This window comes from Actinoplanes sp. NPDC026619 (assembly GCF_040638295.1).
In the GTDB taxonomy this organism is placed as follows: domain Bacteria; phylum Actinomycetota; class Actinomycetes; order Mycobacteriales; family Micromonosporaceae; genus Actinoplanes.
In genome coordinates, this window is the sequence record NZ_JBEZYA010000001.1 from 226,736 (window position 1) to 244,673 (window position 17,938).

Sequence of the window (17,938 nt, forward strand, 5' to 3'; positions counted from 1 at the left end):
GTGACTTTCGGGGGCTGGCCGGCGGAAGGCCTTCAGCCGGCCGTCGCCCTGCCGATGGGGCCGGTGATGGAGCTGACGCGGAAGGACCCGTTGCTGGCCTGGCTGCTCGGCGGCACCGCCGTCGCGGTCGTGCTGTTCGCAACCGGGCTGCTTCCTGTGGCGGCCGCCTGGCCGCTCGTCGCCGTCATCCACGTCTTCCTGGTCTGGGTGGCCCGGTCCACGGCCCGGACGTCGGGCCTGACCGCGCCGATCCGCCGGTTCTGGTGGTCGGTCGCCGCGTCCGGCGCGATCTATCTGATCGGCGATCTGGCGCAGATCGGCACCACCTTCCGCGATCCGCTCGCCGACGCCGCCGCGACCGGTGGCCAGGTCTCGCTGGCCATCCTGGCGCTGGGCAGCGCCGGACTGATGTACGCGTTGCTCACGGTGCCGCTGGGGTTCGGCACCCGGCGGGAGCGCACCCGCTTCTGGATGGACCTGGCCACCGTGATGGTGGCCGCCGTCGTCGTCGGCTGGCACCTGGTCGCCCCGGAACTGCCGAACGCGCTGTTGAAGGTGCTGATCGGCCCGGTCCTCATCCTGCTGTGCGTGTTCGTCGTGGCCAAGCTCGTGATGTCCGGCACCGCGCCGTTCACCCTGGCCTGCGGCCTGATCGGGGCGGGCGCCGCGGCCGTCAAGTCCGGCGCCGACGCCATGGCCAAGGACGGCCTCACCGCCCACCAGCTGCATTGGTACCTGGCCGGCACGGTGACCGCACACGCCCTGCTGGTGATCGCGTTGCGGGTCAACCAGATCCAGCTCACCGGCAACGCGGGCCGCCTGCGCCAGGCGCGGAGCAAGCCTTACAGCCTGCTTCCGTACGGCGCGGTCGCGGTCACCTATCTGCTGCTCACGCACGCCGTGGTCGAGCACGAGTCGACGAACGTGCCGATCGCCCTGGCCGGCGCCGCCCTCAGCACGCTGCTCGTGATGCTGCGGCAGCTCAGCGCGTTCCGGGAGAACGCCCGGCTGCTCGGCGAGCTCGACCGCAAGGTGCGGGAGCTGCACGAGACCCAGGCCGGCCTGCGCGACTCGCTCGCCGAGCGGGACGCCCTGGCCGCCCGCCTGCGCCACCACGCCTTCCACGACGGCCTGACCGGCCTGCCCAACCGTTCGCTGTACGCCGAGCGCCTGGATGCGGCGGTCGAGGCCGGCGGCCCGGTGGTGGCGATGCTGGTCGACCTGGACGACTTCAAGCAGGTCAACGACCGCTGGGGGCACGCGGCCGGCGACGCCCTGCTCCATGAGGTCGGCCGGCGCCTGACCACGTGCGTGCGGGCGGCCGACACGGTCGCCCGGCTCGGCGGGGACGAGTTCGCGGTCCTGCTGGCCGGCGCCGAGGACGACCCCCGCGACATCGCCGCCCGGATGGTGCAGGCGGTCGAGGCCCCGATCGAGCTGGCCGGCTTCGGCACCGCCCGGGTGGGCGTGAGCATCGGCATCGCGGTCGCGGGCGAGCGGACCGGCGACGGCGATTCGCTGCTGCGCGAGGCGGATCACGCCATGTACGCGGTGAAACGGGACGGCAAGGGCTCCTACGCGATGGCGTGACGCAACCGAACGCCAACCAGCCGAACCTTTCCCCCGCCGTACACCCGCCGATCTTAAGGGTGTGATGGCGAAAATCGGTCGATTTCTGCGTGCGCACGTAATGCTGGTGATCCTCGGCCTGGTCACCCTGGCCACCGTCGGGCTGCGCATCGTCGCCGAGCCCGGCGGCGCCGCGGCCGACGCCGAGTTCTACCGGTCGTACCTGATCACCTCGGTGGTCACCACGACGTTCAGCTGGATCGCCGCGTTCCGCGGGCCGGCCCGGATGCGCCGGTCGTGGCGCTGGTTCGCGATCGCGTTCACCGCGATGCTGCTGCCCCAGCCGTTCTCGGTCGTGATGGCCGCGACCCACCAGGGCCACCTGCCCATGTCCGGGGTGCTGGCGGCGCTGGTCGGGCGGCTGGCCTGGGCGCCGCTGATGCTGGTCGGCATCCTGCTGCTGCCGATGAACCCGCTCTCCGGGCGGCAGCGGACCAGGTTCGCCGCCGACTTCACCACGATCATCGGCGGCGGGTTCGTCGTCTCCTGGTACTTCCAGCTCGGCCCGGCCCTGCAGCACGGCCGGATCGGACCGGACACCCTGGTCGTGATCGGCTTCCCGGTCACCGACCTGGTCCTGATCTTCGGCGTCTGCGCGCTGCTGATGCGCAACGGCCTGCCGTCGTGGCGCGGCCCGCTGCCGCTGTTCCTGGCCGGCCTGATCACCTACCTGGCCGGCGACGTGACCTACGCATACATCCTCGGGCGCGGCCCGATGTCGTGGAGCACGCCGATGTCGGTGACGCTCAACGGCGCCGACCTGATCATGGCGGCCGCCGCCGCGATGCACATCCGGACGCCCGCCGGCGAAACCCCGCCGAAGGAGAGCACCCGGTCCGGCGTCGCCTATCTGCCGTACGCCGCGCTGCTCGCCGGTTACGTGATGCTGCTGGTCGCGGCCGCCCGTGAGGACAACTTCTACCCGTGGAGCGGCCTGGCCGTCGGCGTCATCGTGATGACCGGCGCCGTTGTGCTGCGCCAGGTCGTGGCGATGCGCGAGAACCACGGCCTGGTCGTCCGCGACCACCTGACCGGCCTGGCGAACCGGCTGTCGATCGCCCCGGCGCTGGAGGCAGCGGTCCGCCGCGACCAGGAGACCGGCGTGGCCTCGGCGTTCCTGGTGATCGACCTGAACGGCTTCAAGAAGATCAACGACACCCTCGGGCACGAGGCCGGCGACGCCATGCTCGTCTCGTTCGCCGACGTGCTGCGGGCCACCGTGCGCGGCAGCGACGTGGCCGCCCGGGTCGGCGGCGACGAGTTCGTAGTGCTGCTCGACCGGGCCGGCAGCGCCGAGCAGGCCGTCGCCGTGGCGCAGCGGATCCTCGACCGCGCCGCCGCCGAGCCGACCCCGATCCGCGCCAGCATCGGCGTGGTCCTGACCGACCCCGAGGCCGATGTCGCCACCGTGCGGCACCGGGGCGACATGGCGATGTACGCGGCCAAACGTGCCGGCCAGACGAAGCCCGAGCTCTGGCACCCCGGCCTGGAGTCAGCGGCCGGCGCGGCGGACGCGCTCGACACCGAGCTGCTCGCCGCCACCGCGGCCGGCCAGCTCCGGGTCGAGTACCAGCCGATCGTCACGCTGGCCACCGGCGAGATCACCGGCATGGAGGCCCTGGTCCGCTGGGACCACCCGGAGCGCGGCACGCTCTACCCGGACGCGTTCATCCCGGCCGCCGAGCGCATCGGCGCCATCGACGCCATCGGCCTGTGGGTGCTCGAGAACGCCGCCCGCCAGACCCGGCAGTGGCAGCAGGAGTTCGGCCGCCGCCTCTACGTCAGCGTCAACCTGTCCCCGCACCAGCTGCGCAAGCCGGGCGTGACCGACGCGCTGCTGGCCACCCTGGCCGGCACCGGCCTCGACCCGCACGACCTGGTGCTCGAGCTGACCGAGAGCGCCCTGGTGCACGAGAGCGAGGGCGCGGCGGTCCTGGAGGTGCTGCGCCGCGCCGACATCCGGATCGCGGTCGACGACTTCGGCACCGGCTACTCGTCGCTGCGCTACCTGACCCGGCTGCCGATCGACATTCTCAAGCTCGACCGCTGCTTCGTCTCCGAGCTCAACGGCGAGCCGCAGGGTTCGGCGGTCGCCGAGGCGGTCATCCGGCTCGCCCAGGCGCTGCAGCTGGACACGGTGGCGGAGGGCATCGAGGTGCCGGCCCAGGCGACCGAGCTGACGCTGCTCGGCTACCGCTCGGGCCAGGGCTTCCACTACGACCGGCCGCTGACCGTGGCGGCAATGACCGAGCGGCTGCGGGCCGAGACCTACGAGGCGGTCTGAGGCAGGCTGGCCTGCACCAGCCAGCCGCCGGGCGTGGTCGGGCCGGCGGTGAGCTGGCCGCCCTGCTGCTGGATGCGTTCGCGCAGGCCGGTCAGGCCACGGCCGGTGCCGGGCAGGGCGGGGCGGTCGGTTTCGGCGGGGTCGTTCTCCACGCGTACGCGCAAGGAGCGCTCGGCGCCGCTCACCGTGACCCGCACCGCCGAGCCGGGGGCGTGCCGCAGCGCGTTGGTCAGGCTTTCCTGCACCACCCGGAAGGCGAGGTGCGCGACCGGCGCGGCCACCCCGTCGCGGGCGCCCTCGAACCGGCAGGACACGTCGAGGCCGCTGCGTGCCGCCCGGCTGACCACCTCCTCGATCAGCGCCAGATCGGGACCGCCGAGCTCGGTCCCGCCCAGCAGGTCGACCAGGCGCTGCAGGTCGTCGCGGCCCTGCCGGGCCGACTCGGCGATCGCCTCGAAGGCCCGCCGGGCCGCGGGCGGATCGCGGTCGACCAGGCGCTGACCGGCCGCCGCCTGAATGATCATCACGCTGATCGCGTGGCCGATGATGTCGTGCAGTTCGGCGGCGATCCGGGCGCGTTCGTGGCGCAGCGCGAGGTCGGCGAAGAGCTCGCGCTCCTCCTCCAGCTCACGGTTGCGCTCGGCCAGTTGGTCGGCGGTCTCGCGGCGCAGCCTCAGGATGGTGCCGGCCAGGAAGCCGGGCACCCCGAAGATGATCAGCGGGACCGGATTGGTGGAGTCCGTGGCGACGAAGAGCAGCGCCAGAAAGGCGATCAGGACGGCGCCGGCCGCGTAACTCCGGAAGCCCAGTGCGGCCACCGTCGACAGCAGTGCCAGGATCACGAACGCCAGGTCGGGGAACCATCCGGTGCCGGCGCACGCCGCGCCGACCAGCCACAACACGCCGCCGCCGAGTGCGACCGCCCGCGGGTGCGTGCGCCACCACAGGAGAGCGAGTCCGCTCAGGACGAGGCAGGCGGTAAGGACATTTCCCGCGAGGGTGTGCGGCCAGCCGTGCCACCCGGTCGGCAGCACGACCACGAGGAGCACCAGCGGAATCGGCAGCCACCGGACCGGATCCCGCCCGGGCGGGATCCGCGGCCAGGTCATCGGTCAGCCCAGGACGGGCAGTTGCGCCACCACGCGGGCGGATCCGCGGCCGAGCTTCACGTCCACCGAGCCGGCGTGCAGCTTCGCGCGTTCGCGCACCCGGGCCACCGCGGCTCGGACGTCGGCGCCGCGGCTCACCGAACCCTGCACCTGGATCTCCAAGGCTTCGTCGTCGAAACGTATCGAAACCTGCACCGGGCGGTCGGCGAGCGCGGTGACCAGGTATTCCACGATGCGATAGGCGGACAGCTCGACGGTGGCCGGCAGCGACCGCGGATCGCCGCTGACGGTCAGCCGGGACAGCGGCGAACGGTGCCGGGCCAGCAACGCGTCGAGATGCGCCACCGTCGGCGCCGGGGCGAGGGTGACCTCGCCGCCGCGCAGCAGCCCGACGATCTCCCGCATGTCGTCCATCGTCTGCCGGCCGCCCGCCTCGATCGACGCGAACTCGGCCCGCGCCTGCTCCGGCGGAAGTTCGAGGCCGGTCTCGGCCGCCCGGGTCAGCTCGTCGAGCCGCTCCTGCAGCAGGCCGTCGAGCTGCCGGGACAGCCGCGCCCGGTCGTCCGCCACGATCAGCGCGGCCCGGTCGTCGCGCAGCTGCCGCAACTCCTCGTCGCGCGCTTTGAGCTGCCGGTTCAGCATCGAACGGTGCCGCGCGGCCCGGCCCACGCCGAAGACGATCAGCACCACCGGCAGGGCCAGCACCATCGCGCCCGGCCCGGCCGACGAGTCCACCACCAGCACGGCCACCGTCAGCAGGGCGCTCAAGATGCAGCAGACCCAGGCTTTCGTACGGCCATAGGACAGCGCCCCGAGAAACGCGAACACGAACGCCAGCGGCAGCGCCGCCCCGCACCGGGTGACCCAGCCGAACAGCAGGTCGTGCAGCACCATCACGCCGAGCGAGACACCGGTGGCGGTCAGCACGCCGCGCCGCCACCACAGCACCGGCACGAACGCCGCGACGAACAGCGGCAGCTGCCACCACGAGTGGGTGTCGGTGGCGTGCGCCATCTCGCCGGCCGCCACGTCCCGTGCCGTCTCGGCGTCCGAAGCCATGATGTTCATCCAGGACAGCACGGCGGCGAGCACGGTGAGAACTCCCGCGAGCAACCAGTCGCGAACCTTGAGCCCGCGGAAGATCTCACTCATGATCGCGCTCCCTCGCAGCATCAGACAGTTGCGCGCTCGACGGCCGGGACCGGCTGCTGCTTCTTGTTGACCCGATTCTGGACCAGCAACCCCGCGCCGTAGAAGAGGGCGGCGCCGGGAAGAGCGATCGGCATCGCGCCGGCGATGTCGGCCGACGAGTCCCGCCACAGGGTGATCAGCAGCAGCACGACCACACCGGCCAGACTCAGCAGGTGGTCGCGACGGCTGGGCGCGAAGCGGGCGATGGCGTAGGCGAGGGCGAACGACAGCGGCAGCACCGCTCCGCAGCGGGTGAGCCAGCCGAACGCGAGGACGTGGATCGCGGTGGCGGCGAGGGTCGCGCCGACGACGGCGAGGATGTTGCTGCGCCGCCACAAGATCGGCACCGTGACCAGCAGGAACACCGGCACGATCAGCCACGACCTGGTCTCCACCTGATGGATCAGCGACGGGTCGTCGCCGGCCACGATGTTCTCCCACATCAAGAAGATGCCGGCTGCGGTCATCAGGGCGGCGAGCACGTAGTCGAGAGGCCGGAACTTGGTCATGTCAATCTCCCTCAATCGGATGCCCATGACGCTAGGGAGAGGCGTTCGTAACCTGCGTCTTCCGCAAGGACGATGTTCGGCGACCGCCATCCTCCGCAGGGATGACCCCGGTCCTTCTCGGCGGGCGGGAGAATCGCGGCGTGTCCGAGAAGATCCGGGTCCTCGTCGCCGACGACCAGACCCTCGTCCGCACCGGCTTCCGGGTGATCCTGGAGGCCGAGGGCGACATCGAGGTGGTGGCCGAGGCGGCCGACGGCGCCGAGGCGATCCGCCAGGCCCGCCTGGTGTCACCGGACGTGATCCTGATGGACATCCGGATGCCCGAGGTGGACGGCCTGGCCGCCACCGAGGAGATCCTCCGCCAGCCCGACCCGCCCACGATCGTCGTGCTGACGACCTTCGACCAGAACGAGTACATCTATCGCGCGCTGCGCGCGGGCGCCGCCGGTTTCCTGCTCAAGGACGCCCCGTCCAGCCGCCTGATCGCCGCGGTGCGGGCGGCCGCCACCGGCGACTCGCTGATCGAGCCCTCGATCACCCGGCGGATGGTCGAGCAGTTCGCCGCGCCGCCCGCCCCGGTCACCGGGCTGCCGGCCGAACTGGCCGCGCTCACCGAACGCGAGCTCGACGTCCTGGGGCTGATCGCCCGCGGCCAGTCCAATGCCGAGATCGCCGCCACCCTGGTCGTGGCCGAGACGACGGTGAAGACCCACGTGGCCCGCATCCTGACAAAACTCGGCGTCCGCGACCGCGTGCAGGCCGTCGTCCTCGCCTACCGCACCGGCTACGCCACCCGCGACCCGCAGTAAGCCGGCACGGCGGCGAAGCCGTCCGGTCGCACCTCGATCGGGCCGTCCGCCGTGGCGACGACGTGCCGGCGGCCGTCGTGCAGCACGGTCAGATCCAGCCCCGGGAACCGGTGGCCGTGATCGAGCCCGGCCACCCGCTCGGCCAGCGCCCGCGCGTCGATCAGCTCGGTAAAGACCTCGCGCAGCGCCGTCACGTCGTCGTCCGGCACCAGCAGGATGCCCTGCGCCCGGGTCGACTGCAGCACCCGCGCCGCGACCGGATGCCGCTCCGCGTGATAGCTGTCCAACAGCTCGTCACCGGATTCGCCGCGGATCACCTCGGCAAGCTTCCAGCCCAGGTTGAACGCGTCCTGCAGGCCGAGGTTGAGCCCCTGCCCGCCGGCCGGCGAGTGGATGTGCGCGGCGTCCCCGGCCAGGAACACCCGCCCGGTGCGATAGCGGGCCGCCTGCCGGGTCGCGTCGGTGAAGCGGCTGGCCCAGCGCACCTCGCCTAACGTCAAGCCGTCGCCGGCCAGGGCATCGGCCAGCTCGGCCGCCGGCACCGGGTCGGTGCGCGCCGCCGCCATCTGGACCGGCCCGGCCGCCAGGACCCGGAAGACCCCACCGTCGAGCGGCAGCACGGTCAGCATGCCGCCGGCCTTCGGCGCCGGCAGCGCCCACTCGGCCGGGCCCGCACCGGCCAGGGTCACATCGGCGACCACCGCACAGACCCGCCCATCACGGCCGGGAAAATCAACCCCTGATTGCTTGCGTACGGCGCTGTGCGCCCCGTCGCAGCCCACCAGGTAACCGGCGCGCACACCGTCGACGGTCACGCCCGTCTCGTCCTGCTCGAACGACTCGACCGCCGTGCCGTACCGGATATCGGCGCCCAGCGAGCGCGCCCACTCGGCCAGGCGCTCCTCGACCCGGGCCTGCGGGATGCCGATCTGGTACGGGAACGGGGTGTCCAGCTGCGAATAGTCCAGCGGGATGCCGGCGAAGTGGCCGCGCGGCAGCCGGGCCGGGGCCAGCGCGAGGATGTCGTCGAGCAGTCCGCGGGAGGCGAGCACCTCGGCCGAGCACGGCTGCAGGTTGAGGGCTTTGGACTGGCCGCTGCGGGCGGCCAGCCGCTCCAGCACGACCACCCGGGCGCCGCCGAGGGCCAGCTCACCGGCGAGCATCAAGCCGGTCGGGCCGGCCCCCGCGACGATCACGTCGGGACTCATGCTCGCAGATCCCATTTCTTCGTGTAGTAGAGGTGGAAGACGAACGTCGGCGCCACGATCACCGGCCAGCTGACGTTGAGCACGGCCGGCGCGAGGTCGAGCGGCAGCAGGTAGGCGGCGACCAGCGTGACCACCACGTTGAGCAGGCCGGCGCAGCCCCACACGAAGGTCACCACCCGCAGGCCGTGCCGGAAGTCCCGGTCGTCGTCCCACTTGGCCTCCCACGCCCGCAGCCCCTCCGGACCGACCTTGGCCAGCACGAACGACCGGATCAGGTAGATCGTGGCGGGCCGGCCGACCCACACCGAGGCGAGCAGCCACACCGCGATCAGGCCGGCGAGCAGGCCACCCCAGGCGTCGCGGACCAGCATCGTCCGCGGGTCGCCGGTCATCGCCGAGATGCCCAGGCTGAGCGCCACGACGGAGAGGATGAACAGCGCCACGTAGTCGACCTGCCGGGTGCGAGCGAACCGGACGACGATCGTCACCACCGGCACCACGCCGGACAGCAGCAGCGACCACCATTGGCCGACACCGGCGGCCCGCAGCCCGTAATACACCAGGAGTGGCAGCCCGAAGTCGACGAACATCTGCACGAGGAGCGTGCTGCGCCTTCTTACCGGATTCATGGTCATGGTCATGCGGGGTCCTTCCGGGTGGCGTGGGCGAACAGGGCGACCAGCTCGGCCGCGTAGGCGTGCGGGTCGAGCTCGGGCCGGTTGGCCGCGGCGTCGATGGCGGCGCGCACCGTAACCGCCATGACGATCGGGTCGAAGTCGCGGAACTCCCCCGCGGTCTGCCCGGCCCGGAACAGCTCGGCCAGGCGGGCGATCGGATCGTCCACGTCGGACGCCCGGACCAGCGGCGTGCCGTCCTCGGCGCGGGCGTTCGACCCGATCTCGATGACCGCGCGGATCGCGGTCGGGTGCTCGGCGATGAATTCCAGGTTCGACTCGATGTAGGCGGCGAGCGACTCGCCCGGCGTGGACGCCGCGCGCAGCCGTTTGCCCATGTGCTCGGCCGCCTCGGCCAGCACCGCGCCGACCACCGCGCGGACGAGCTCGGTCTTGTCGTCGAAGTGGTAGGAGATCAGCCGCGTGCTGCTGATCCCGGCACGCTTGGCGATCCGCGCGAACGAGGCATTGCCATAACCCAGCTCGGCGATCGTGTCGATCGCCGCCATGACGATCTGAGCCCGCCGCGCGCTCGCCGCCACCGAATCGTTTACTCGCATGGGTAATTTTTTACTCGCCTGAGTAACGAGAGTCAAGCGTGTCGTCCATCGAGGAGTGTCGGGTTACTGCCTGCCGTAGTTGCGGCGGTTACCTATCGTGACCGGCAACTGGATAGCGGCCGGCCTCGAGGGGTCGACGCCGGCCGTTCACATCACTCATGGGGGGAGTGATTGGACATGCCGCGTCTCGGACACGGACGTTCCATCACTGAACACGACATCCAAGCCGCCACCTCGAGTTTCGCCGAGGTCGGCGTCGCGAACGCGGCGGCGTTCGCGCTGACCAGGCCGGCCGGGAGCCAGAGCTTCGACTTCCTGTTCCCGGGCCTGCAGGACGACGAGGCCAACCTGCTGCCGCAGGCGGCGAACACGCCGGAGCTGCTGAAGAACCTCGGTTCGGCCATGGTGGACACCGACGTGGCCGGCGACGACAGCCCGATCCCGGCGGCGTACACGTACTTCGGGCAGTTCGTCGACCACGACATCACCCTGGAGGTCCAGAAGGGGTTCGGCTCGGCCACCATGGCCCAGCTGCTCGATCCGGCGATGACGCCGCTGAACGTGGCGCAGATCCGCAACGCGCTGCTGAACGAGCGGACGCCCACCCTCGACCTGGACAGCGTCTACGGCCTGCCGGCGCCGCACGACCCGGCCGACGGCAACAAGATGCAGGTCGGCACGGTCACGCCCTTCGTTCCACCGCGGCCGGCGCCGTTCGCGCGGCCGCCGGGCACCGAGGGCGACGATTTCCTCGACCTGCCGCGCGAGCCGGCCGACCCGGGCAACATCGAGCACGACCGGGCGGCCGTCATCGGCGACCCGCGCAACGACGAGAACCTGATCGTCTCGCAGCTGCACGTCGCGTTCCTGCGGGCACACAACGCCCTGGTCGGCCAGGGGCTGTCCTTCGCCGACGCACAGCGGGTGCTGCGCCAGCACTACCAGCACGTGGTGGTGCACGACTTCCTCAAGCGCATCGCCGACCCGGCGATCGTCGACGACATCGTGGCGAACGGCAATCGCTGGTTCGACCCGCTGTCCGAGCCCAGCTTCATGCCGCTGGAGTTCTCGGTCGCCGGCTACCGCATCGGCCACACGATGGTGCGGGCGGCGTACAACTTCAACAGCAACTTCCAGCTCGACAGCCGGCCGGCCACCCTCGAGCTGCTGTTCACGTTCACCGCGCTCAGCGGCGAGCTCGGCGGCGCCGCGACCCTCCCGGAGAACTGGATCATCCAGTGGGAGAACATCGTCGGCGACGACCCGGCGGTGATGAAGACCCGGCGACTCGACCCGAGCCTCGCCGCTTTCCGCAACAACGAGTTCGGGGCGCTGTTCGCCCTGAAGAAGGTGACCGGTGAGACCGAGACGCCCGACCTGGCCGCCCGGCTGGCCGTGCGCAACCTCCTGCGCGGTTACCGCCTGCGGCTACCGACCGGTCAGGCCGTCGCCGAGCACATCGGCATCCAGCCGCTGACCAAGGACGAGATCCTGGCCGCCGCGGGCAGCGCCGACCAGCGCCTCGCCCTCGAGGCCGGCGGCTTCCAGTTCCGCACCCCGCTCTGGTACTACGTGCTCGCCGAGGCGAAGCACTTCCACAACGGCGCCCACCTGGGCCCGGTCGGCAGCACCCTGGTCGCCGAGGTCCTGATCGGCCTGGTCCGCCGCAGCACCGACTCGATCCTGACCCAGCCCGGCTGGACCCCGTCGCTGCCCGCCGCGAAGCCGGGCTCGTTCGAACTGGCCGACCTGCTGCGCCTGGCCGGCGTGCTGCCGACGACGCAGACCCCGGTGACCTACACGGTGCAGGCCGGCGACACGCTCAGCTCGATCGCCGCCGCCCGGCTGGGCGCCGCGAACCGCTGGCCGCAGATCTACTCGCTCAACCAGGCGCTGATCCGCGACCCCGACCGCATCTTCCCCGGCCAGGTCTTCGTCCTGCCCCCGAAGCAGCCGGTCGGCGACATCCCCCGGCTCTACACGGTGCAGCGCGGCGACACGCTGAGCGGCATCGCCACGGCCAAGCTCGGCAACGGCGGCCGCTGGCCGGAGATCTTCGCGCTCAACCGCGCGATCATCACCAACCCCGACCGCATCATCCCCGGCCAGGTCCTGGTCCTCCCGAACAGCTGACCCTGCTCCTCCCGGCCGTCGGACGTTCTCACGTCCGGCGGCCGCACCAGATGACGACCGCGATCAGACCGCCGGCGGCCAGCGTGAACAGGGCGGTCCTCGGGCCGAACAGCAGCGCCACGATCGGCATAGTGATATACAGCCCGGCCGCCAGCACCAGGGCGGTCGGGAAAGCGCGCTCGCCGGCGAAGGTGCGCACGAACTCCGGGTCCTCGGCGTGCAGCTGCTGTTCGATCTCGGTCAGCGCACGCTCGTAGTCGCGGTCCAGCACGAGGCTCCGCCCCCTTTGACGGGTACGCCAGAGATGTGCTCAATGCTCGGAAATCAAGCGGTTCGGACGGTTGGAAGCCTATAACAGAGGGTGCGCAGCGTTTCACCAGACGCGACATCCGAGGAGTACGCATGACCGCGGTAGCCCCCCATCCGATCAAGGCTCGGCCGTATCCGGTCCGGCCGCAGGTCAAGGGTTCGGCTCTCACCCGGATCCTGCGCACGACCGACGCGAAGCAGATCGGCATCATGTACATGGTCACTTCGGTGGTCTTCTACGTCCTCGGCGGCGTGATGGCCCTGCTCATGCGCGCGGAGCTGGCCCGGCCAGGCATGCAGTACCTGTCGCCGGAGCAGTACAACCAGCTGTTCACCATGCACGGCACGATCATGCTGCTGTTCTTCGCGACACCGATCGTGTTCGCTTTCGCCAACTTCGTGGTGCCCATCCAGATCGGCGCGCCGGATGTGTCGTTCCCCCGCCTGAACTCGTTCGCCTACTGGCTCTACCTGTTCGGCGGCACGATCGCGATGAGTGGATTTCTCACGCCCGGTGGCGCCGCCGACTTCGGCTGGTTCGCCTACGCCCCGCTGAGCGACTCGCTGCACTCGCCCGGCATCGGCGGCAACATGTGGGTGGTCGGCCTGGCCCTCTCCGGCCTGGGCACCATCCTCGGCGCGGTCAACCTCATTACCACGATCATCACGCTCCGCGCCCCCGGCATGACCATGTTCCGGCTGCCGATCATGACCTGGAACCTGCTGGTCACCAGCCTTCTGGTCATTCTGGTCTTTCCGTTCCTGGCGGCTTCGTTGTTCGCTCTCGCCGCCGACCGCGTCCTCGGCGCGCACGTCTTCGACGTGAACACCGGCGGGCCGATGCTCTGGCAGCATCTGTTCTGGTTCTTCGGTCATCCCGAGGTCTATGTGGTTGCGTTGCCCTTCTTCGGCATCATCACCGAAGTTATCCCGGTCTTCAGCCGCAAGCCGCTCTTCGGCTACAAGGGCCTGGTCGCGGCCACGCTGCTGATCGGCGCACTGTCGATGAGCGTCTGGGCGCACCACATGTTCGTCACCGGCCAGGTGCTGCTGCCGTTCTTCAGCTTCCTGAGCTTCCTGATCGCCGTACCGACCGGCATGAAGTTCTTCGTCTGGATCGGCACCATGTGGCGGGGCCAGATCAGCTTCGAGACACCGATGATGTTCGCGATCGGCTTCCTGGTCACGTTCCTGTTCGGCGGCCTGTCCGGGGTGCTCCTGGCGGCCCCGCCCATCGACTTCCACGTGTCCGACTCGTACTTCGTGATCGCGCACTTCCACTACGTGCTCTTCGGCACGATCGTGTTCGCCGTCTTCGCCGGCATCTATTTCTGGTTCCCGAAGATGTTCGGCCGGATGCTCGACGACCGCCTCGGCAAGATTCACTTCTGGCTGACGTTCCTCGGCTTCCACGCCACCTTCCTGGTGCAGCACTGGCTCGGCACCGAGGGCATGCCCCGGCGTTACGCGGATTACCTGCCCAGCGACGGCTTCACGACCCTGAACACGATCTCCACGATCGGCTCGTTCGTGCTCGGCATCGCCACGCTGCCGTTCGTCTACAACGTGTGGCACTCGTACAAGGCCGGCCAGATCGTGAACGTCGACGACCCGTGGGGCCACGGCAACTCCCTCGAGTGGGCCACCTCGTCCCCGCCGCCGCTGCGCAACTTCGACCGCATGCCACGGATCCGTTCGGAGCGCCCCGCCTTCGACGCGAAGTTCCCGGAACTGGCCGCCGGCGAACAGTCCCTGGCCGGCCCACCCGAGGGCGGCGCCAAGCTACTGACCAGCCAGGCCGACGGCGGCGCCACCTACTCCGAAGACATCGCCTCCGACCGCGACCGCTGACCCCAGACGCACCCCGAAGCCGCCCGGCCAACACGCCGGGCGGCTTCGCCGCTTGCTGCCGCCTCGGAGATCAGCCCCGCCACAGCCGCATACGGCCCATCTTGAGCAGTGAGCTGCGGCCGCGGCGACGAGAATCAGCAGCCTGCGTCATCTGAAGGGTTATACAGATCACGGCGTCGCTCCGTCGTCGCGAACGTCCGCCCGCCACCAGAAGCGGCGATCTGCGGGACGAAGGGCGGCGAGGATCAACGGCAGGGTGGCGGGCATGAATAGGCAGCCGCCGAAGAAGAACACGACAAAACCGCCGAGCGTGATAAGCGCGATTGATATCCAGCACGCCATGACAAACGCCCTGGAATGGCGGAACAGCTGCGGGATCAGCGTGATCACCAAGAACGCTCCGGCGAGGAACCAGCCGAAGCCTCGCCAGCCTGGGCCCGCATCGGAGAAAAGCAGCCCAATCGCCACACAGTAGCCGGACGCAGCCCCCGCACACCACCGGGTGGAATGAGCAACCGAGTCAGACTGAATACGTTCAACCACAAACATGATCCTAGGGAGGTGGCCGCGAACCGGTACCCCTGCAAAGAGTCGCCCGCATCACCGACACGAAGAAAATCACGTGTCGCCGGCGGCCGCTTCTGGGAGTTCGTGACCTTCCAGCTCGCGACGGGACTCAACCCGGATGCATGTTGGCGGGCCTTCACCAGGTGAGAGCAGGAATGCTTACCAGGAATGCGAAGTAGACCAGCAGCGCGGCGGTGGCGGCTAAGATGACCGGGGTGGCGAACGGTGTCCACCGTTCGGGGATCCGGATCATCGCGAGCAGCAACGGCAGAGCCGCCGGTAAATAGACCCAGTAGCCGGCCTCGATCAGGAGAACTCCGGCGATCAGCACCAGGACTGCGAGAAACCCGCAAATGACCATGAAGGTGTCTTTGCGGCGGGTCAGAGTCGGCGTTGCGAGTATGACTCCATAGATGATTGCCGTTTTTCCGACGTAAGCCTCGTCGTGGTGGCCGATGGTCATCAAGTACTGCATGACGACATACGCGACGGCGAGTGCCGCCACACCTCGCTGGTCCCATCTCGGCCGCGCCGACGCCGCTTCCAGTTCCATTAGCCGCAGCTGGATACCTGATGCGCCGAAGAGCCCCAGCCGATCACCGATCCGGCACCACCTGTGCCTGCGTTGACTGATGACGCCGGGTAGCCTGCCGTTCATGCAGCCCGTCTCGAAGCTGGAGCGCCGGGTGGTGAACGCCGCGGAGCAGGCACTCCAGCGCCAGCGCTCCGTGAGCGCGCTCGATGTGCTGACCGGGATGGGCTGGTTGCCGCCCGGTCAGGTGACGGATTGGCGGCAGGGCCGGGCGCCGCATCTGGAGCAGATCGCGGCGGTCTCGGCCGACCGGATCGCCGACGCGCTGGACTTCTTTCGCCGGTGGGTGGACGGCCGCGGCCTGCGCCCGAGCGAGGTGGAATACCTGTCGGCCACCCGTGATCGGCGGCCGCTGCGATTCACCGCCGGTGGCGAGGCCTCGGTGGAGTTGGCGTACCGGACCCACTGGATGGCGGCGGACCTACCCGAAAAACAGCGGGAGCGGCTGACGGCTCGGCAGAGTAAACCGCCGGACCTGGTGGTGGTGCAGCCGGTTCGGGCGCTGGCCTGCGCCGGTTGCGGGCAGGCCGAGGACGGCATGCGGCTGATGGAGGACGCCGGGCCGATCTGTCTTGCCTGCGCGGACCTCGATCACCTGGAGTTCCTGCCGGCCGGTGATGCGGCGATGACCCGGCGGGCCAAGCAGTTCAGCCGGCTCTCGGCGGTGGTGGTGCGGTTCAGCCGGTCCCGCCGGCGCCACGAGCGGCAGGGCCTGCTGGTCGAGGCGGCCGCGATCGAGCAGGCCGAGCAGCTGTGCCTGTCCGACGAGGAGGCTCGGGCCCGCCGACGCGAGCGGGACCGGGTGCGACGCGAGTCCGCGGATGTGACGTTCCAGCAGAGGCTGGCCGAACAGATCGGCCAATTGTTCCCCGGCTGCCCGCCGCAGCGCGCCGAGGCGATCAGCCGGCACACCGGCGAGCGAGGCAGCGGCCGGGTGGGCCGGAGCGCCGCCGGCCGCGACCTCGACCCGGACGCCGTGACGCGCGCCGTGGTCGCCTCGGTGCGGCACGAGGACACCGCGTACGACGAGCTGCTCATGGCCGGCGTGCCCCGCGAAGAGGCACGGGAACGCATCCGCACCGAGATCGACAAGGTCCTCGAGCGCTGGCGTCACCCGGCGGGATGACGAAAGCCGTCGCCGGATTTCAATTCGGCGGTTCGAACTCGTGCATCTTTCCGTCCGGCCCCAGCTTGAACTGGCGTGGGCGCAACATCTGGGTCCGGACCATCTCGTACAAGGCGTCCCGGCCCGTCTGCTCCGCACCGGTCGGGTCCACCGTGTGGAAGGCGTGCATGGGAACCTCGAACGGATCCACGTTGTCCGGGTGGGGACGGCCCTCCAGGACAAAGCCGAAGAGGGCGCGCAACGCCTCCTCGCCCAGCTCGAGCGGGTGGAACGGCAGCGGGTAGGGCGGCCGGTCGGGCCACCCCGGCTCTGGCAGGACCGGGTGTTCGCCTGCCCAGAACGGGCGCTCGAACTCGTAGGGCTCGCCGATGTTCACGTCGATGCCGTCGTCCGGAGACAGGCTGAGGGAACGGACCAGCACGCCGTCCTCCCACACCGCGAAGCACAGCGAGTCGGTCACCGAGTGCATGTGGTGCATGACGACCCGCCGGCCGGCGCCGCGAGCGAGCAACTCCTCGGGCAGGTCGGCGGTCGGTTCGAGGACCAGCCGCCAATCGGCCAGGAGCTCGGCGCCGGGCAGCACGAGGGCGAACGTGACGTCGTCGGGTGGGTTGACCCCGTCGAACAGGTTGCTGGTCTCGGCCGGCGTTACCTCGTACTCCGGGTACATCTCCCGCACCAGCCCCTCGGCCGCCGCCGCATCGGCGGGCCGCGCACCGCGCAGCGCCTCGCGCAGATCACCATCGCTGAACGCCAGCAGCGCCGTCTTCGCGCCCATGACACCTCCCCGATTGGCCCGCCCGGCACCCTACCCGGCTTTCGCGGCGGCCGGTGGGGAGGCAATCGCCATAGGCTCAGGTCCATGGAGGCCGGTCACCGGGACATCGAACGGGAGCTTCGTGCCGCTGGGTGGACGCCTTGCGGGGCCGGGGACTGGGCCGTCGCGCTGCGCTCGCCGGATGGCGGCCGGGCCGCGCGGGTCAGCCCGTTCGATCCGACCGGGCCGTATACGGCTGCGCTCTACCGCGAGGCGGCGCACACGCAGCAGGTCCCCGGAGTACGAGCATCGCCGGCTGGCCGGCGGGGGTGACCTGCAGATCATGGAGTTTCTCCGGGACCAGAATCCGACCAACGTGATGCGCGCGGGCGACGGGCGGCTCGTGGTCGGCGACCTGTTCTACGCGGACGGGCCGAACCTGTATGCGGCCGCCGCTGCCGATCCCGCGTTGGTCGTCGCGCGGATTCCCGAGGCCGAGCGGCGGTTCATCGCCGAGATCCCGATGACCTTCTCGGGGCCGTGGCGGCCCGGCGAGCAGGAGGCGATGCGTGCCGGGCTGGCCGCCGCCGATGCCCGTGCAGCCGGTAACGCCGCCCACTAGCGCGGCCG

17 protein-coding genes are annotated in these 17,938 nt (G+C 70.4%); 7 read left to right on the top strand and 10 right to left on the bottom strand.

Going from position 1 to position 17,938, the window contains the following annotated elements; all coding sequences use genetic code 11:
- Both AB0E90_RS01160 and AB0E90_RS01165 read left to right on the top strand, forming a co-directional pair.
- The gene (locus AB0E90_RS01160; RefSeq protein WP_360397650.1) at positions 1–1,590 is read left to right on the top strand and encodes a GGDEF domain-containing protein; all 1,590 of its coding nucleotides are present in this window, start codon (positions 1–3) and stop codon (positions 1,588–1,590) included.
- Between the two features lie 64 nt (positions 1,591–1,654).
- On the top strand, positions 1,655–3,913 hold the full coding sequence (locus tag AB0E90_RS01165; RefSeq protein WP_360397652.1) for an EAL domain-containing protein: 2,259 nt from the start codon (positions 1,655–1,657) through the stop codon (positions 3,911–3,913).
- On the opposite strand, the gene AB0E90_RS01170 is transcribed toward AB0E90_RS01165, so the two are convergent.
- The 3 genes from AB0E90_RS01170 to AB0E90_RS01180 are packed head-to-tail and all read right to left on the bottom strand — an operon-like array spanning position 3,898 to position 6,722.
- A complete protein-coding gene (locus tag AB0E90_RS01170; RefSeq protein ID WP_360397654.1) occupies positions 3,898–5,022 on the bottom strand; it encodes a histidine kinase in 1,125 nt (374 codons plus the stop codon). The two genes, AB0E90_RS01165 and AB0E90_RS01170, sit on opposite strands and share 16 nt — an antisense overlap.
- 3 nt (positions 5,023–5,025) lie before the next feature.
- Positions 5,026–6,174 carry a hypothetical protein gene (locus AB0E90_RS01175; RefSeq protein ID WP_360397656.1) on the bottom strand — a complete coding sequence of 383 codons (1,149 nt, stop codon included), beginning with the start codon at positions 6,172–6,174 and terminating at the stop codon, positions 5,026–5,028.
- A gap of 20 nt (positions 6,175–6,194) precedes the next feature.
- Positions 6,195–6,722: a hypothetical protein gene (locus tag AB0E90_RS01180; protein ID WP_360397658.1), complete on the bottom strand. Its 528-nt coding sequence runs from the start codon at positions 6,720–6,722 to the stop codon at positions 6,195–6,197.
- Positions 6,723–6,823: 101 nt separating this feature from the next.
- Between AB0E90_RS01180 and AB0E90_RS01185 the strand changes: the two genes are divergently transcribed.
- Positions 6,824–7,531 (top strand): response regulator transcription factor, encoded by a 708-nt coding sequence (locus tag AB0E90_RS01185; RefSeq protein ID WP_360397660.1) that lies wholly within the window; start codon positions 6,824–6,826, stop codon positions 7,529–7,531.
- Here AB0E90_RS01185 and AB0E90_RS01190 read toward each other — a convergent pair.
- From AB0E90_RS01190 to AB0E90_RS01200, 3 genes are read right to left on the bottom strand one after another with little or no spacing between them, the layout of a single operon-like run.
- Positions 7,507–8,739, bottom strand: coding sequence for an FAD-dependent monooxygenase (locus tag AB0E90_RS01190; protein WP_360397662.1), 1,233 nt, complete (start codon positions 8,737–8,739; stop codon positions 7,507–7,509). The genes AB0E90_RS01185 and AB0E90_RS01190 overlap by 25 nt on opposite strands.
- Positions 8,736–9,380 carry a VC0807 family protein gene (locus AB0E90_RS01195; protein WP_360397664.1) on the bottom strand — a complete coding sequence of 215 codons (645 nt, stop codon included), beginning with the start codon at positions 9,378–9,380 and terminating at the stop codon, positions 8,736–8,738. Before AB0E90_RS01195 ends, AB0E90_RS01190 begins: the two co-directional genes overlap by 4 nt.
- Positions 9,377–9,973, bottom strand: a complete 597-nt coding sequence (locus tag AB0E90_RS01200; RefSeq protein ID WP_360397666.1) for a TetR/AcrR family transcriptional regulator — start codon at positions 9,971–9,973, stop codon at positions 9,377–9,379. The genes AB0E90_RS01195 and AB0E90_RS01200 overlap by 4 nt, the downstream gene beginning before the upstream one ends.
- A 177-nt stretch (positions 9,974–10,150) precedes the next feature.
- On the opposite strand from AB0E90_RS01200, the gene AB0E90_RS01205 reads away from it, so the two are divergent.
- Entirely contained in the window at positions 10,151–12,106 is a 1,956-nt protein-coding gene (locus tag AB0E90_RS01205) for a LysM peptidoglycan-binding domain-containing protein (protein WP_360397668.1), read from the top strand.
- 28 nt (positions 12,107–12,134) lie between these two features.
- Here AB0E90_RS01205 and AB0E90_RS01210 read toward each other — a convergent pair whose 3' ends face one another.
- The gene (locus AB0E90_RS01210) at positions 12,135–12,377 is read right to left on the bottom strand and encodes a DUF3040 domain-containing protein (protein WP_360397670.1); all 243 of its coding nucleotides are present in this window, start codon (positions 12,375–12,377) and stop codon (positions 12,135–12,137) included.
- A 131-nt stretch (positions 12,378–12,508) separates the two neighbouring features.
- On the opposite strand from AB0E90_RS01210, the gene ctaD reads away from it, so the two are divergent.
- Positions 12,509–14,266: a cytochrome c oxidase subunit I gene (gene ctaD, locus AB0E90_RS01215; RefSeq protein WP_360397672.1), complete on the top strand. Its 1,758-nt coding sequence runs from the start codon at positions 12,509–12,511 to the stop codon at positions 14,264–14,266.
- A 168-nt stretch (positions 14,267–14,434) separates the two neighbouring features.
- Here ctaD and AB0E90_RS01220 read toward each other — a convergent pair whose 3' ends face one another.
- Together AB0E90_RS01220 and AB0E90_RS01225 are read right to left on the bottom strand one after the other, a co-directional pair.
- Positions 14,435–14,815, bottom strand: a complete 381-nt coding sequence (locus AB0E90_RS01220; RefSeq protein ID WP_360397674.1) for a hypothetical protein — start codon at positions 14,813–14,815, stop codon at positions 14,435–14,437.
- 154 nt (positions 14,816–14,969) lie between these two features.
- A complete protein-coding gene (locus AB0E90_RS01225; protein ID WP_360397676.1) occupies positions 14,970–15,386 on the bottom strand; it encodes a hypothetical protein in 417 nt (138 codons plus the stop codon).
- Positions 15,387–15,489: 103 nt separating this feature from the next.
- Between AB0E90_RS01225 and AB0E90_RS01230 the strand changes: the two genes are divergently transcribed.
- Positions 15,490–16,551 (top strand): DUF2293 domain-containing protein, encoded by a 1,062-nt coding sequence (locus AB0E90_RS01230; protein ID WP_360397678.1) that lies wholly within the window; start codon positions 15,490–15,492, stop codon positions 16,549–16,551.
- 19 nt (positions 16,552–16,570) lie between these two features.
- On the opposite strand, the gene AB0E90_RS01235 is transcribed toward AB0E90_RS01230, so the two are convergent.
- The gene (locus AB0E90_RS01235; protein ID WP_360397680.1) at positions 16,571–17,329 is read right to left on the bottom strand and encodes a hypothetical protein; all 759 of its coding nucleotides are present in this window, start codon (positions 17,327–17,329) and stop codon (positions 16,571–16,573) included.
- A gap of 322 nt (positions 17,330–17,651) precedes the next feature.
- On the opposite strand from AB0E90_RS01235, the gene AB0E90_RS01240 reads away from it, so the two are divergent.
- A complete protein-coding gene (locus tag AB0E90_RS01240) occupies positions 17,652–17,930 on the top strand; it encodes a hypothetical protein (RefSeq protein WP_360397682.1) in 279 nt (92 codons plus the stop codon).
- Positions 17,931–17,938: the final 8 nt, after the last annotated feature.